Annotated in this window: 13 protein-coding genes; 9 read left to right on the top strand and 4 right to left on the bottom strand. The window is 69.0% G+C overall.

Annotated elements, in window-relative coordinates; genetic code table 11:
* Window positions 1-77: 77 nt before the first annotated feature.
* Window positions 78-1,409: a DUF4241 domain-containing protein gene (locus LWJ43_RS32175; RefSeq protein ID WP_277335687.1), complete on the top strand. Its 1,332-nt coding sequence runs from the start codon at window positions 78-80 to the stop codon at window positions 1,407-1,409.
* A 170-nt stretch (window positions 1,410-1,579) separates the two neighbouring features.
* Here LWJ43_RS32175 and LWJ43_RS32170 read toward each other — a convergent pair whose 3' ends face one another.
* The 4 genes from LWJ43_RS32170 to LWJ43_RS32160 form a co-directional block, all read right to left on the bottom strand.
* Window positions 1,580-2,773, bottom strand: a complete 1,194-nt coding sequence (locus tag LWJ43_RS32170; protein WP_277335686.1) for a septum formation family protein — start codon at window positions 2,771-2,773, stop codon at window positions 1,580-1,582.
* A 201-nt stretch (window positions 2,774-2,974) separates the two neighbouring features.
* Window positions 2,975-3,079 carry a TetR family transcriptional regulator gene (locus LWJ43_RS33165; protein WP_462100930.1) on the bottom strand — a complete coding sequence of 35 codons (105 nt, stop codon included), beginning with the start codon at window positions 3,077-3,079 and terminating at the stop codon, window positions 2,975-2,977.
* On the bottom strand, window positions 3,076-3,207 hold the full coding sequence (locus LWJ43_RS33160) for a hypothetical protein (RefSeq protein ID WP_462100929.1): 132 nt from the start codon (window positions 3,205-3,207) through the stop codon (window positions 3,076-3,078). The genes LWJ43_RS33165 and LWJ43_RS33160 overlap by 4 nt, the downstream gene beginning before the upstream one ends.
* Before the next feature lie 86 nt (window positions 3,208-3,293).
* Complete coding sequence (locus LWJ43_RS32160) at window positions 3,294-3,932, bottom strand: class I SAM-dependent methyltransferase (protein ID WP_277335685.1); 639 nt, start codon at window positions 3,930-3,932, stop codon at window positions 3,294-3,296.
* A gap of 368 nt (window positions 3,933-4,300) precedes the next feature.
* Here LWJ43_RS32160 and LWJ43_RS32155 point away from each other — a divergent pair, with 368 nt between their 5' ends.
* The 8 genes from LWJ43_RS32155 (at window position 4,301) to LWJ43_RS32120 (ending at window position 14,652) form a co-directional block, all read left to right on the top strand.
* Window positions 4,301-5,035 carry a translation initiation factor IF-2 gene (locus LWJ43_RS32155; protein ID WP_277335684.1) on the top strand — a complete coding sequence of 245 codons (735 nt, stop codon included), beginning with the start codon at window positions 4,301-4,303 and terminating at the stop codon, window positions 5,033-5,035.
* A gap of 410 nt (window positions 5,036-5,445) precedes the next feature.
* Window positions 5,446-6,297 (top strand): acetylglutamate kinase, encoded by an 852-nt coding sequence (argB, locus tag LWJ43_RS32150; RefSeq protein WP_277336053.1) that lies wholly within the window; start codon window positions 5,446-5,448, stop codon window positions 6,295-6,297.
* A gap of 156 nt (window positions 6,298-6,453) precedes the next feature.
* Window positions 6,454-6,663, top strand: coding sequence for a hypothetical protein (locus tag LWJ43_RS32145; protein WP_277335683.1), 210 nt, complete (start codon window positions 6,454-6,456; stop codon window positions 6,661-6,663).
* 763 nt (window positions 6,664-7,426) lie between these two features.
* Complete coding sequence (locus LWJ43_RS32140; RefSeq protein WP_277335682.1) at window positions 7,427-8,650, top strand: oxygenase MpaB family protein; 1,224 nt, start codon at window positions 7,427-7,429, stop codon at window positions 8,648-8,650.
* A gap of 219 nt (window positions 8,651-8,869) precedes the next feature.
* Window positions 8,870-11,191 carry a molybdopterin cofactor-binding domain-containing protein gene (locus tag LWJ43_RS32135; protein ID WP_277335681.1) on the top strand — a complete coding sequence of 774 codons (2,322 nt, stop codon included), beginning with the start codon at window positions 8,870-8,872 and terminating at the stop codon, window positions 11,189-11,191.
* Window positions 11,192-11,206: 15 nt separating this feature from the next.
* Complete coding sequence (locus LWJ43_RS32130) at window positions 11,207-11,683, top strand: (2Fe-2S)-binding protein (RefSeq protein WP_277335680.1); 477 nt, start codon at window positions 11,207-11,209, stop codon at window positions 11,681-11,683.
* A gap of 683 nt (window positions 11,684-12,366) precedes the next feature.
* The gene (gene proP / locus LWJ43_RS32125; RefSeq protein ID WP_277335679.1) at window positions 12,367-13,872 is read left to right on the top strand and encodes a glycine betaine/L-proline transporter ProP; all 1,506 of its coding nucleotides are present in this window, start codon (window positions 12,367-12,369) and stop codon (window positions 13,870-13,872) included.
* Window positions 13,873-13,983: 111 nt separating this feature from the next.
* Window positions 13,984-14,652 carry a DedA family protein gene (locus tag LWJ43_RS32120; protein WP_277335678.1) on the top strand — a complete coding sequence of 223 codons (669 nt, stop codon included), beginning with the start codon at window positions 13,984-13,986 and terminating at the stop codon, window positions 14,650-14,652.
* Window positions 14,653-14,733 lie beyond the last annotated feature (81 nt).

Below are 14,733 nucleotides of genomic sequence, written 5' to 3'. Positions count from 1 at the left end.
ACCTGCGCAGTTGTTGTCGGTCAGTGGCCGCGTCCACTGTGTTCGCCGGAGTCGGACGGATGGGGGCGGAGGCCGCAATGGGTGGGGATCACGGACCGGGGACGATCGTCGAGGTCGCATACGCGCTGGCATGGGACCTGGAGGCCCGTGCGATTTGGCGGCCCCTGACCGCCCGGGCGGCACGGGAGCGGGACGGCGTGGGTCTACCTTACGTCGTGGTGTACCGGCTTCCGGGGCGGGAGGTTCCGCTGGAGGTCCGGCTGGTTTCCTGGCGGGAGCACTACGTCGGGCTGTGGGTCTACGACGACCGGGGCCGCCGTACCGACGAGCTGGACCTGCGTCTGCTGGATGATCCGGGCCGGCTGCTCAGTCGACGTACCCGCACGTGGCGGTACACCGGGCCTGACGTCCCGGAGTTCGACGACGAGTGCCCTCGATCCACGACGGAACTGTTCCCGGACGGCAGGGGATCGATCACGCGGAAGCCCGAAGGCGAGCTCGGGCGGACACTCATCACCGTGCCTGACGCCGCTACACGGCGTTGGCAGGCCCGCCCCGGGTTCGATGACTGGCCCGTGGGCGCTGTCAGCAGGCTCGGGTTGCAGGGACCGGTGACGCTCCGGGCGGCGCTGCCCGCCCCTGACGCGGCGGAGACGCCGGACGCCGCGCGCGAGGCCCCCGCCACGTGCTGGCACCCGCCCCGCCCCGCACAACCCGGGCCGATCGACGCGCTGTTCAGGCCGGGGACACGTGTGACCGACGGGTACCACCCCGAGATGACGGTCGTGGAGCCGCGAAGGATGGGCACCCTGTGCGTGCCGAGCGGCCTCCTGGCCGTTTCCGGACCGGACGACCGCGCCGGGAAAGGGCCCGCCATGACGATCCCCGTCCCACCGGGGGCATACGCACTCGAAGAAGGCCAGGTCCACTTCGGCTACGACTGCGAGTGGCGCCAGACCTGGGTGACCCGCACGGACACCACGGCGGTCCGGTTGCTCATCAGCGAGACGCCCGCGCTGTCGTGGGAGATGTGCCTCGGGCCCGATGACGACACGAGGCTGCTCGTCGAGAACGAGATCTTCGGCTTCGACACCGATGCTGCGACTGGATGCTTCGCCGACGCCGGGGCTTGGGTGCCGCTCCAAGAGCTCTTCGAGCGGCATCTCCTCCGGGGTGAGCCGGGCGTCGGGGAGGACATCACGGACTCGATGTACTTCCTGCGTACTCAGGACGGGGCATCCGGCGGCGAACTGGTCGCGTTCGCGACGACCGGCGACGGTACCTACCCCGTGTGGGTGGGGCGCTCCGCGGACGGGGAGGTGGCCGAGCTGGTGGTGCCGGTCGGGGGAATGCCCACGGTACTCCAGGACGACAGTTCAGCTCCTCATGCCGGCAGGGACACGAGCTGAGCGGGGAGGACGACGGGGCCCCGGCAGGTCCTGGAGCGACGCCGAAAAATACCTCCTGCCGCAAGGTCTCCCTCTTTACCCGTCCGGGCGACGGCGTGGAGAGCGCCGACGATGGGGGCGGGGCCTCGTTGGGCGCACCGGTGGGGGTGGGCGCGCCCGACGCGCTCGTGTCAGACGGCCAGCGCCCGGGTGGTCACGGGGTCGCGGGTCACGATGTAGCAGGAGACCGTTGCGGCGCCGCCGACGCCCCAGCGGTCCTCCTCCGGCCACGTGTACCAGTAGACGTCTTCGTCAGCCGCTTCACGCTTCCATGTGCCGGGCGCCGAACGGTGTTCCCGGCGGCACGCCTCACCCGCCTGCCGCTGGGCGTTGGCGTCGCCGGGGTATTCGGTGCCCAAGGTCGCATGGGCGAACACACGGACGTCGTGGGGCTGGGTGCAGGGCACGGCGACGACCATGTCGAGCATGCGGTTTCCGGTCGCGAGGTCAGCACATGTGCCCTCCTTCTGATCACCGACCGGCCTGACGGCGGTCTTCGCGTCGAGCGTGGGTTCCGACGGCGTGGGCATGACCGGCGGGGAGTCGCCCTGTCCGCTCAGCGTCATCACCGCGTGAAGGCCGGTCATGTCCGCCAGGGCACTGTCCTTCCTGTCGAGAAGGCCGGAGAAGTCGGCTTCGGCGCGAGTGATGTGCCCCTCGGCGTCCGCAACGATGCTCAGCGTCACCGGGGTGTCCGTGCCGCTGGGGTCGATATTGCTGGTGAGTTCGGCTCGCATGTCCTGGGAGAACATGCGCAGCGCGTTGTACGCGGTGAGCTTTGCCGTGTACGTCCGGCCGCCCTCAGTGGCCTTGGTTCCCTTCACGTCCTGGGCACCGCTCAGTATCTCGAGCAGTGTGCCGCCGAACGCGGACTCGGATCCCCGCAGTGCGCTGATCGATGCCTCACCTCCGAAGGTCTCCAGAGTGCCCTCGTATGTCAGCCAGTAGCCGGCCTCGCCCGCACGCAGTCGCACGGCGTCCGGGTCCACGGCGATCCGGGTCCGCGCGGGGGAATTCCCTGGGCCCAGCCGAACGCCCAGCAGTGCGTCCTTGGCCCCTTCCGGCAGGCCAGGCGCCAATGACCACTCGACGGAACCAGCCGCGCGGCCGCTGGAGAAGTCGACACGTCCGGTGGACCGCTGGACCGTGTCCCCTGCGGGTGAGCCGAACGTCAGGGTCTGTGTGAAACGAGCACTCCCGCTCTCCTGGGTCGCGAGCAGGGCTTGACGGGGCTGCTGCCCGACCGGCGCGTCGAAGACGGGATGAGCGGGCTGCTCGTCCTCGGAACTGCCCGAACAGGCGGTGAGAAGGAGAGTGGGTACCACAACGGTACACAGGAGGCGAAGCCGGCTTTTGATCACTCAGGTTCGACCACCCAGACCACCCGCCGGTTGCGCCTCTCCGCATAACGGTATGGCCACTCCGCCCTCTCCCTAGCGGCACGGCTGTCCCGGCATGCCGGCCGCGGAAGAGGTCGTGCCTGTTGAAGGATCTATGGCACGGCATGCTTCCACGGGCACCTGCTGTCAGACGGGTGGCCAGTTCCGCGGCGCCGCGTCGGCCACCTGCTGGAGTTCGGAGCGGGTGGCGCCGCCGGCAGCCTGGACGGCGATGCCGTTCGCCACAGTCATGACGTATCGGGGAGCAGTTCCGGGTCCGCGCCGGGAGGCAGATCACCCTCGTCGACGGCCTGCTGGAACCGGTGGCGGAGGCGAGCACGGCCGTCGTCGCGCCAGGCGACCAGGGCATCCTGGGCCACCTGTCCGGACTCGCCGGCCTCACTCCGACCGGTAGCGGTCTCCTCCGTTCCGGGGCGCCGCGGTCCTCCCCCCGCTCAGGCGCCGGTCATGGACGACCCATGGGTGCGGGGCGGGAGTGCACGCTCACGGCATAACCGCATCCGTCCTGATAGGGGTCCCCGCTCCAGGTGGCGTAGCGCTGTCGCAGGGTCAGTCCGGCCTGGGTGCACCAGTGGTCGAAGTCCGCAAGTGTGAGCGGCGGCTCCGGCAAGGGCAGGTGTGCCGCGTCCAGACCCATGCCCGTGACCAGGAGACCGCCGGGCTGCAGCGCGGCGGCCAGTTGACGGATGACAACCGCCTCGGTGCCCGGGGCCAGCAGGGGGATGACGTTTCCGGCAGCGAGCACCAGGTCGAAGTCTGGCTTCAGACCGAGAGTGTCCAGGCGGGCCAGGTCGCCGAGGAGCCACTCCTGCCCGGGGGCCTCACGGCGCGCGACGGCGAGCATCGAGGAGTCGACGTCCACGCCGGTGCAGTGGTAGCCGAGCTCCGCGAGCCGGATCGCGATCCGGCCCGTGCCGCAACCTGCGTCGAGCACCCGGGCTTCGGGCCGCAGCAGTGCGGCGCAGAACGTGGCCTCGCCGTGGACGTCGTGGCCGGATGCGACGAGACGCGCGAAGCGCCGAGCGTACTCCTCCCCCGCTCGGCCCCCGGTGAGTTCCGCCCAGCGGTCCTGTTGCCCAGTCATGTTCAGCGTGCCTTCCAGTCGGTCTCGCCCTGCGGGAACGAGGCGGTGTCTTCACATTTAGGCGCGGACCGGTCGTTACCGCGCGGCACAGTGAACAGCGCGTGGTCGCAGAAGGCAAGGAACGGGATCGGTGACCACGCCGCCGACGCGTGGCGGACTCAGGGCGAGGTCACCCCAGTGGTCACCAGGAGCGGCTGGAACGAGTGGAGACCGGCCCTCTGACGCCCCACGGACGACGCCGTGGGACAGGACGAACCGGGATGTCCACCGTGCCGGTCCACAAGCGCCCCGGCTGAGTACGATCGCCTGTGCCGGTTCCCAGTACGCGAGCGGTTGTCCGCCACGCGCGGCACCGGAATGGTGGACACATGCGTCGACTCCTCCTGCTCTCACCGCTGTTACTGTTCGCCCTCGGCTGCGGGGTGGTGCAGTCCTCCGAGGACGAGGCGGCGGACGCCGCACGCGAGGCCGCCAGGAAGGCAGGGGAGCGGCTCTACGGCCAGAGTCCACGCACGGCGGAGGAGGTCGGGCGTTCCGCTGCGGGCATCGACGGGGTGGAAGTACTGCGGGTGAGGGGGACTTCGACACACGACGGGGATGGCATCGACGTGGTCGTCCGCACGTCCGGCTCGGCGTACGACGGCTGGCTCGCCCCCGAGGAGGTGACCGTGCAGCGCTGTTTCGCGGTGCGGGTGTCGCCGAAGTCGGAGTGGGGTGAGGCCCCTCGGGACGTGGATTGCCCGGACAGCCCTCCGCAGGCCTTCGCCCCGCCGCCCGAAGCGCCCCCACTGCCGTACGAGGAGCTCCGCGCGAAGCTTCCGAGGGTGCCGGAGGGCGGCCGGGTGGACGAGGCCGAGGTACGCCGTACGCTCGCTGCCCTGGACCTGCATCCGGGAATCCGGAGCGAGGTGAAGGCGGACGGCGGAATGGTCGGCGTTCTCCTGTCCGTCAGGGGCAACGGCTTCGACGCGCAGGACTGCCTCCTTGCCCGCGTGGCCCCCGGAGACACGGAGGTATGGGTGCCTTCGCGTATTCAGCGAATGCCCGGAGAGGGCGGCTGCGCCGTGGGCAACGCCTTGGGCCCGCAACCGTCATCTCGGTGAACGAGGTCCCGGCCTCCTCGGTCCTCGTGCCGCGGATCCGCGTACCCATCGGGTTCACGCGGCGGTGTGACGCGGTGCACGACGGTGATCCCGGACGAGCGGACGAGCTGACGAGCTGACGAGCTGACGACATCATGGATTCCCCACCACCACTCCACCATTCAGGTTAGGCTGACCTAAGTGGCCGTGGAGTCGGGGGCTTTACGCCGAACCGTCGTCGGCGCACCCGGCTTCGGCTGGCAACCCATCCGTTTCGGACCGGGCAACACACCTGGCGCCCATCAGAGTTCCGCCCGCACGAGGGCCTGGCATCGAGTGAGCGTGGGATGAGCGGGACAGGAATACAGATGGAGTCACTCGGTACGGCGGAGGCGACGAACCAGGTCGCGGCCGTCGGGGATCAGCTCCTGATGGAGCGGCTGGAGCTCGAGCGGCTCCGTGGCAGGGTCGTCGTGATCAAGTTCGGCGGCCACGCCATGGTGAACGAGGAACTCAGGACGACCTTCGCGCAGGACGTCGTGACCCTGCGGGGCGCCGGCCTGCTCCCGGTGGTCGTGCACGGCGGCGGCCCCCAGATAAGCGCGATGCTGGAACGGCTCGACCTGGAGGTGCGCTTCGAGGCGGGCCTGCGCGTGACGACCCCGGAGGTGATGGATGTCGTACGCATGGTACTGACGGGTCGGGTACAGCGTGAGCTGGTGGGCCTGATCAACGCGCACGGGCCCTTCGCGGTAGGGATCTCGGGTGAGGACGCGCACACCATGACCGCCGTACGGCGAACGGTCCGGGTGAACGGCGAACCCGTGGACATCGGGCTGGTCGGCGAAGTCGTGGACGTGAACGCTGATACCGTCCGTGCGCTCCTGGAGCAGGATCACATCCCTGTCATCTCCCCCGTGGCACGTGGAACGGACGGGCAGGTCTACAACGTCAACGCCGATCTCGCGGCGGCGGCTCTGGCGGTGGCTCTCGACGCGGAGAAGCTGGTGATGCTCACGGACGTCGAAGGCCTGTACGCGAACTGGCCGTACGGCACCGAAGTGATCCGGCGGATCACGACCGAGGAGACAGAGAAGCTGCTGCCTGAGCTGACGAGCGGCATGCTCCCGAAAATGGAAGGCTGCTTGAGGGCCGTCCGTGCCGGTGTCCGCAGCGCTCACATCCTGGACGGACGCGTACCCAACTCCGCGCTACGCGGCATCGTGTCCGGCGACTCCCTGGGGACCACCGTGGTTCCGGACCAGGGACCCCGCATGGGGTGACGCTCGACCACGGGGTCGCGGCACGTCAGCCGCGCGCTTCTTCTGCCTCCGGGTGAGTGGATACCTCGATCCGGCTGGGACCGGCGGCTCGGAGTCCAGGCCGCTCCGGAAGCCTGGCTCCTTGACGGTCACCTACGCCCTGGCTACGCATGGGTGATGCAGCATCACGGTGGGCTGACGCCGACCCAGGCTCGGGAAGCCGCCCTGGAGCGCTACCCGTACGAGACGGACGACACCCCGTTCCATGGACTCGCCTTTCACGTCGAGGCGTGGCACTGGGCGATGCCGGCCCCGCATGGAAATCGATACGTGGTGGAACTCCCCGAGCTGACCCACCCGTCCCCTGAATACCGGGCCATCGAGTGACGCTCGAAGACCCGGGCCACTCCCGGACGGGCGAGGACCCTTCGCTTCCGAGGAGCAGATGACGGCCGGCGGTGGCTGCCGAGTGGCGTACGCCGGCCCACGGTCGCAGACCTGGCGATGCGACCGGGTCGGCCGGCGTGCGCCGAGAACGGGTACCGGCACGGGATGTGGCGCCGGAGGGCACCGTGAGGCCCACAGGCCGGATCCCGCCGACGTCGCCTGACTTTCGAAAAGACCCTGGCGTTCCCACCCTGCCTGTGCTCCCCTGGTGTTACAGAGATGCCGCGTGTGTTTCATTGTACGAGTCGAAGAACGTCAGGCTGAAGGACTCGAGGAGGAGTTCGAGGCGATGGATGGACTCAACAGGCGCGAGATGTCGATGACGGGCGGAGCCTCAGGTGCCGTGGGGGCGTTGGGGGCCGCGTCGCCGGCGGGTGCCCGGTCACCGTGGGCACCGCCGTCCCCAGGGAAGCGCGCTCCGTCCACCACTCCAGGGACGGGGCCGACATGGAGGACCGTGTCGCCGGGACGAGCCTCCGTGTGAGGCGAACCGCGAGACCGGGCACCGGAGATCCATTCGCGTGAGCGGGACCCGCACCGGTGCCGGACGCCGTTCCGCGACGTCTCATGTCGCGCTTCGCGACTCGCAGACCACGGCTCACGGCTCGCACGTCCACGTTCGCACTTCACGTTTCCGCACGTCACGTTTCACACGTCACGGCACGGTTCTCATCGATCAGGACTCACGAAGGAGTTCAGGACAATGGACGGACTCAGCAGGCGCAAGATGTTGATGGCGGGCGGGGCCCTGGGGGCCGTCGGGGCGCTGGGGGCGGCTTCGCCGGCCCTCGCCCGGCCTCTGTGGACGTGGTCACCCAGCGCGTCGGTGGCAGGCACGGGCGTGGGGGTCGATCCGGAGTACGTGTGGGACGAGGAAGCCGACCCGGTACTCGCGGCAGTGATCGACCGCGGCGAGGTGTCCAGGGTCAACGCGCTGCTCAAGCAATGGACGCGGAACGACCAGCCGTTGCCCGACGGACTCCCGGGGGACCTGCGGGAGTTCATGGAGAGCGCCCGTCGCATGCCGTCCTGGGCGGACAAGGCGCGGCTCGACCGCGGCGCTCGGTTCAGCAAGACCAAGGGGATCTACGTGGGGGCTCTGTACGGCCTCGGCAGTGGCCTGATGAGTACCGCCATACCCAGGGAGTCACGCGCCGTGTACTACTCCAAGGGTGGCGCCGACATGAAGGACCGCATCGCCAAGACCGCGCGGCTCGGCTACGACATCGGGGACCTCGACGCCTACCTGCCGCAGGGCTCGATGATCGTCACCGCCGTGAAGACCCGCATGGTGCACGCCGCCGTGCGCCACCTGCTGCCGCAGTCCCCCGCCTGGTCACAGACCAGCGGCGGCCAGAAGATCCCGATCAGCCAGGCCGACATCATGGTCACCTGGCACAGCCTGGCCACCTTCGTCATGAGCAAGATGAAGGAGTGGGGTGTCCGGGTCGGCACCGCTGATTCCGAGGCGTATCTCCACGTGTGGCAGGTGAGCGCGCACATGCTCGGCGTCAGCGACGAGTACATCCCCGCCACCTGGGACGCGGCCAACGCCCAGTCGAAGCAGGTCCTCGATCCGATCCTCGGCCACACTCCCGAGGGGGAAGCACTGACAGAAGTCCTCCTCGGTATCGTGGCCGAGCTCGACGCCGGGCTCACACGCCCTCTGATCAGCGCGTTCTCCAGGTACACACTGGGCGGCGAGGTCGGAGACATGATCGGCCTGTCCAAGCAGCCTGTCCTGGAACGGCTGATCGCGACGGCCTGGCCGCTGCTCGTGGCCTTCCGTGAAGGTCTGATACCCATTCCCGCCGTCCCCGCGGTCCTCTGGACACTGGAGGAAGCGCTCCGTAGGTTCGTCCTGCTCTTCCTCGCCGAGGGCCGGCCCATCGCCATCGACATCCCGGACATGAACCGCCCCTCCTGAACGACACGGACGCCAACCCCCTTGCGGGCAACCGCCCGTCACCGCCAGGGGCGGCCCCCACCGCCCCTGGCGACCCACTGCCCCGTCACCCCACCCGGAGCCGAACCGCACACATGCAGCCGTCGACGAGATCGCAGCGCAGCGGGAAGACACGTCGATGCCTCCCCCAGACCCCCGGATACCCAACTCCGCAGAGGCACATAGGAGAAGAGGCAGCCCATGCCTGGTGCTGACCGTCCCGCCCGGCCTTCCTCCGACAGCCCTGCTCTGGGCAGACGACGGTTCCTGGGATATGTACTGGCAGCACCGACGCTGGTGACGGCCGCCGAACTCGTGCCCGCCGCGGAGGCCCGGGCCGACGAAACCTCGGGGGGCATCCCTTCTGCGGACATCACGGAACTGGTCGACCTCAACGACGTCATGTCCGCGGCCGCCCTGCCGACCTCCGGTCTGATCACGGTCCAGGTCCACACGGACGACACGGTGTCCTTCGCGTTGCCGCGGGCCGAGGTGGGACAGGGCATCACCACCTCGACGGCCATGCTCATCGCCGAGGAAATGGACGTACCGCTCGCCGACGTCCGGGTCACTCTGGCAGACGCGCGCCCGGAACTCGTCTTCAACCAGCTCACCGGCGGGTCCAACACGACCATCGCGACCTACACGCCCGTCCGGGTGGCAGCCGCCATCGCGCGCGGCCGACTACTCGAAGCCGCCGCGGTCGCACTCGACGCCGCCGTCACGGAACTCACCATCAGAGCGGGGGTGATCACGGGCCCTGCAGGCAGGAGCACCACCATCGGCGCACTGGCCGAGAAGGCAGCGGGCCTACGGACCCGGCAGGTCAGCACCGCACTCAAGTCACCCGGGCAGTTCACCGTCATCGGTCGGCCGCAGGGACGGATCGACGCCCTCGACGCGGTCACCGGCCGGAAGAAGTTCGCCATGGACCTCGCCGTCCCGGGCGCAGCCCCGACCATGGTGTGCCGTCCGCCGACCATCAACGGAAAGGTCGGATCCGTAGCCAACGCCGATGAGGTCCGGGCCATGCCAGGTGTCACCGACGTAGTCGTGATCACCACCGGTGTGGCCGTGCGCGCCCGAACCTTCGGCCAGTGCATCGACGGCGTACGCGCTCTCCGTGTGTCGTGGGAGCCCGGGAGCGCGGAGGGCAAGTCCGACGAGACCGTACGTCAGGAACTGGCTGCCGCCGAGATTCCCCTGGGACTCCCGCCACTGACTCCGAGCGTGGAGGGCAGGTTCACCTTCCACTTCCGCAGCAACAGTGCGCTGGAGACCAACTGTGCCATTGCCGACGTAAGGCCCGACCGTGCCGAGGTCTGGTCCAGCCTCAAAGCGCCGATCGTCGCGAAGCAGGCGATCGCCGCCGAACTCGGGCTGCCGCTCGGCGCGGTGACGGTCCATGTCACCGAGGGCGGCGGCTCCTTCGGACGTAAGCTCTTCTTCGACGCCGCGTTGGAAGCGGTGGAGGTCTCCCGGAAGATCGGGAAACCGGTCAAACTGATGTGGCATCGCGCCGACGACTCCCGTCAGGGGCGTACCCATCCCATGGCCACGTCCCGCGTGCGCATCGCCTACGTCGGAGACACCGTCCTCAGCTACAAGCAGCGGCACACCAGCGTGGCCACGGACCTGGGCCACGGCTTCGGGGAGATTCTCACCGCCATGGCCGCGAGGCTGCCGGTGGCCGATCTCGGATTCTCGGAGACCTTCTTCCAGCTCTCCCAGTCGATGCCGTACGACTTCGGTGTCAGCAGCCGTCTGCTGAACGAGACCGACAAGGGCTTCAACACGGGCAGCATGCGCAACGTCTACTCCCCCGACGTCACCTGCGCCCGGGAACTCATGATCGACAAGCTGGCGTCGAAGACGGGGAAGGACCCCTGTCGGTTCCGGCGCGACGCCCTCAAGGACGAGCGGTCCACCGCCGTGCTGGAGAAGGTGGCCGAGGTCGGGCGCTGGGGCAGACCGATGCCGGACGGTACGGCGCAGGGCATCGCGTTCCACTCCGAGTACCACGCGGTCAGCGCGGTCCTGGTGGAGATCGACTGCCGGCCCGAGACCGTCAACCGCCCCGTCCGCGACGGTGTCACCGGGCCCCGCGTCACCAAGGTGGTCGTCGCCGTCGACGCCGGCCTCACCGTCAACCCGCGCGGACTCGAGGCACAGATGACGGGCTGCGCCATGGACGGCATCGCGCTGGCCCTGACCTCCAGCCTGCACCTGCGCGACGGGTACTTCCTGGAGGCGAGCTGGGACAACTACTTCTACACCAGGCAATGGAACACGCCGCCCGAGCTGGACGTCGTCATCATGCCCGACACCACGGGGAAGCCCGGTGGTGCGGGAGAGCTCGGGGTCGCCGCGTCGATGGCCGCGGTCGCCTGCGCGTACGGCCGCGCGACCGGAACGATGCCCACCACGTTCCCCATCAACCACGGCACGCTTTCCTTCGAGCCGAAGCCGACGACCCCACCTGTCCCGCAGTCCCCGACAGATGGCCTGGACCACGCTTACTGATGTGAGGAGTTTTTCGTGCCCGAGCAGACATTCCGCCTCAACGGCGAGCAGGTCACCGTGGACATCGACGACGACGTGCGGCTTTTGTGGGTGCTGCGTGACGTCCTGGGCGTCACCGGTCCGAAGTACGGCTGCGGCATCAACGTCTGCAAGGCGTGCACCAGCCACCTCAACGGCAAGGCGGTGAATCCGTGCGCGATTCCGGTGGGGAGGCTGACGCCGACCGACGAGGTGACGACGATCGAGGGGCTGGCGGGCACGGTGGCCGAGGACTTGCACCCGATGCAGCGGGCATGGCTCGACCAGGATGTCGCCCAGTGCGGCTACTGCCAGCCCGGTCAGATCATGGCAGCCGTCGCGGTCGTACGCCGGGCAGCGGAGGAAGGCCGCGAGGTGACCGAGGCCGACCTGGACGGCATCCGCAACATCTGTCGCTGCGGCACGTACTTCCGCATCCGCGAAGCCATCAGAGCCGGCGCCGAGAACATGTGAGGGTGGCGGACCTCCGGCCCCTCCGCACGTTCGCGGCGGCGCGCGCGGTGGGGCTGCTCATGGAGCGGGACCTGATCACACGCCGGGCGGCAAGTGGGCACCACCGGAGCCCGGATCCGCGGCATGCTTCCCGGAGAGCGTCACCATCCATGCCCAGAGGCCACGGAACCAGTCGGAGATGCCCAGGTCGCGAGCTCCGCAGTCACCACCGCCAGGTGGTGGGACGTCGCCCATGCCCGCCACTGCGTGCCGCCGCCCGCTTTCAGCCTCCGGCCGTCGGCACACTCGTGGAGTGGCGCGTCCCCCACGACGTTCGTGAACCGGTGACGGGCCAGTGAGGCGAGGACACGAGGTCGCGGCTCAGGATGAAGAAGTCGTCGTTGCCCGGGCGCGTAAGCGGATATCGGCATCGGCCTCACCCCCGCGACTCGACTCGGCCGAGCGCACTCCGGTGAACACCTGCGTCGTCCATACGGGTCGCCTGGCTCACCCCTTCGGCACAGTCGCACAGCGTTCCGAAGGCAAGGCGGAGAAGGTGGGCCTGCCGGTGATGACAGGAGGACGGCGCCGACTGGTACGACGAAACGATCAGTGCTACAGCGGAGGGCAGGGCATTCATGCCGGGACCGAAACGACAGCCGCGCGTTCCCCGGCGCCGGGGTGACCGGAGGGCGACGGACCAGATGGTGCGGACGCTCCTGCGGCGCCGCAAGAAGGCCCTGACCGCCGAGGACGTGACGGTCACCGATCCACCGAAGGTACGCCGAGCCGTGACGGCGGCTGCGCTCGGAAACACGATGGAGTGGTTCGACTTCGGTGTCTACGCCTACCTGGCGGGCACCCTCGGCAAAGTCTTCTTCCCGTCGAGTTCGCCGGGCGCGCAGGTGGTGTCCACGTTCGCGACGTTCGCCGCCGCCTTCCTCGTACGGCCGCTCGGCGGACTGGTCTTCGGCCCGCTCGGTGACCGGGTGGGACGCCAGAAGGTCCTCGCGGTCACCATGATCATGATGGCGGCGAGCACGTTCGCGGTCGGCTTCCTCCCTTCCTACGCGACGATCGGATTCGCCGCCCCTCTGCTGCTGTTGGTGTGCCGGCTGGTACAGGGGTTCTCCACCGGTGGCGAGTACGCCGGCGCCACGACGTACATCGCCGAGTACGCGCCGGACAAGCGCCGCGGCTTCCTCGGCAGCTGGCTGGACTTCGGCACCTTCGTCGGCTACTCGCTGGGGTCCGGCCTCGTCACCGTGCTGACGGCGACGATCGGTACGGAGGGGCTGACGGACTGGGGGTGGCGCATCCCGTTCTTCGTCGCGGGACCACTCGGCCTGATCGGTCTCTACATGCGGCTGAAGCTCGAGGAGACCCCCGTCTTCCAGCGTGAGGAGGAAGCCCAGGCCGAAGCCCTGTCGGAGGGTGACCCCGTCGAACAGGCACGTCAGTCCGGCAAGGGCCGGCTGAAGGAGATCTTCACCAAGCACTGGCAGGCGGTGCTCATCTGCATGGGTCTGGTGCTGCTCTACAACGTCACGAACTACATGGTGACCTCCTACCTGCCGACGTACATGGCCGAGACGCTCGGCGAACCGGAGACGGCCTCGCAGCTCCTGGTCCTCGGGACCATGCTCCTCGTGGTGCTGATGATCACAGCGGTCGGCAGGTCGTCGGACCGGTGGGGCCGGCGACCGGTCTTCATGGCCGGGAGCGCGGCGCTCATCGTGTTCGCGATCCCGGCCTTCCTGCTCATCCGGGAGGGCGGCATCCTGCTGCCGGCGTTCGGGTGCGGCATTCTCGGACTGCTCCTGGTCTGCTTCGCGGGGACGTCCGCGTCGACGCTGCCGGCGCTGTTCCCGACGCGTATCCGCTACGGCGCCCTGTCGATCGCCTTCAACATCTCCGTGTCGTTGTTCGGCGGGACCACCCCGCTGTTCGCCTCCGCCCTCGTCGAGGCGACCGGCAACGACATGGTTCCGGCGTACTACCTCATGGTGGCCGGCGTCGTCGGACTCATCTCCTCCTTCTTCCTGCACGAGACGGCGGGCAAGCCGCTGCGCGGTTCCGGGCCCATGGTGGAGACCCCGGAACAAGCGCGGGTGCTCGTCGCACACAGCCGGACACGAGCGGGACGGCAGGCCCGTGACGTGTGGATCCGGATGCGGCACCCGTGGGGCGGGGACGACCGCAAGAGCTGACGGTGGCCGGGAAGCCGGCCACCGGGCGGGCCCCGGGCTCCTCCCGCCGGCTGGATCGTCGGCCGGACCGCTTCAGGATGCCTTCAGGTTGGGATCGCTAGCGTGGCCCGCATGATCGACAGTGGCGCGACCCGATGGGTGACCGACTTGATGAGCTCCCTCGGGGCGCCGGGGGCCGGGCTGGCCATCGCGCTGGAGAACATCTTCCCGCCGTTGCCCAGCGAGGTGATCCTCCCCTTGGCAGGCTTCACCGCGAGCGTCGGCGGGATGGGGCTCTACGCGGCTCTGGTGTGGACGACCATCGGATCGGTCGTCGGCGCACTCGCACTGTACGGAATCGGCGCCGCCCTGGGACGCGACCGGATGGTCACCCTCGCGACCAAGGTCCCGCTGGTGAAGGTCACGGACATCGAGAGGACGGAGGCGTGGTTCGAACGCCACGGCACCAAAGCAGTCTTCTTCGGCCGGATGATCCCGGTGTTCCGCAGTCTCATCTCGATTCCGGCGGGAGTGGAGCGTATGCCCCTTCCGGTCTTCCTCACGTTGACCACTCTGGGCAGCGCACTGTGGAACACGGCGTTCGTCCTGGCCGGCTTCTTTCTCGGCGAGCGGTGGGAGGTGGTCTCCGGATACGTGTCCACCTATTCCAAGGTCGTCCTCGCGGCAGCCGGCCTCGCTCTCCTCGTCCTCATCGGGATGCGGGTGTTCCGCAGGTCCGGTCGGAGGGAGCAGCCCGCCGGCCGGACATCTGGGCGGAACCTGCCGGCCGACGAGCGGTAGCCGGAACGACCCGCCGCGTACGGACGTGCGTTCACGCCAGGGAGGCGACGGCCCGGCCCGTAGCACGACTGAGGTGACCAC

It is taken from the genome of Streptomyces sp. JH34 (genome assembly GCF_029428875.1).
GTDB lineage: Bacteria > Actinomycetota > Actinomycetes > Streptomycetales > Streptomycetaceae > Streptomyces.
This window is presented reverse-complemented; position numbering and strand designations above follow the sequence as displayed.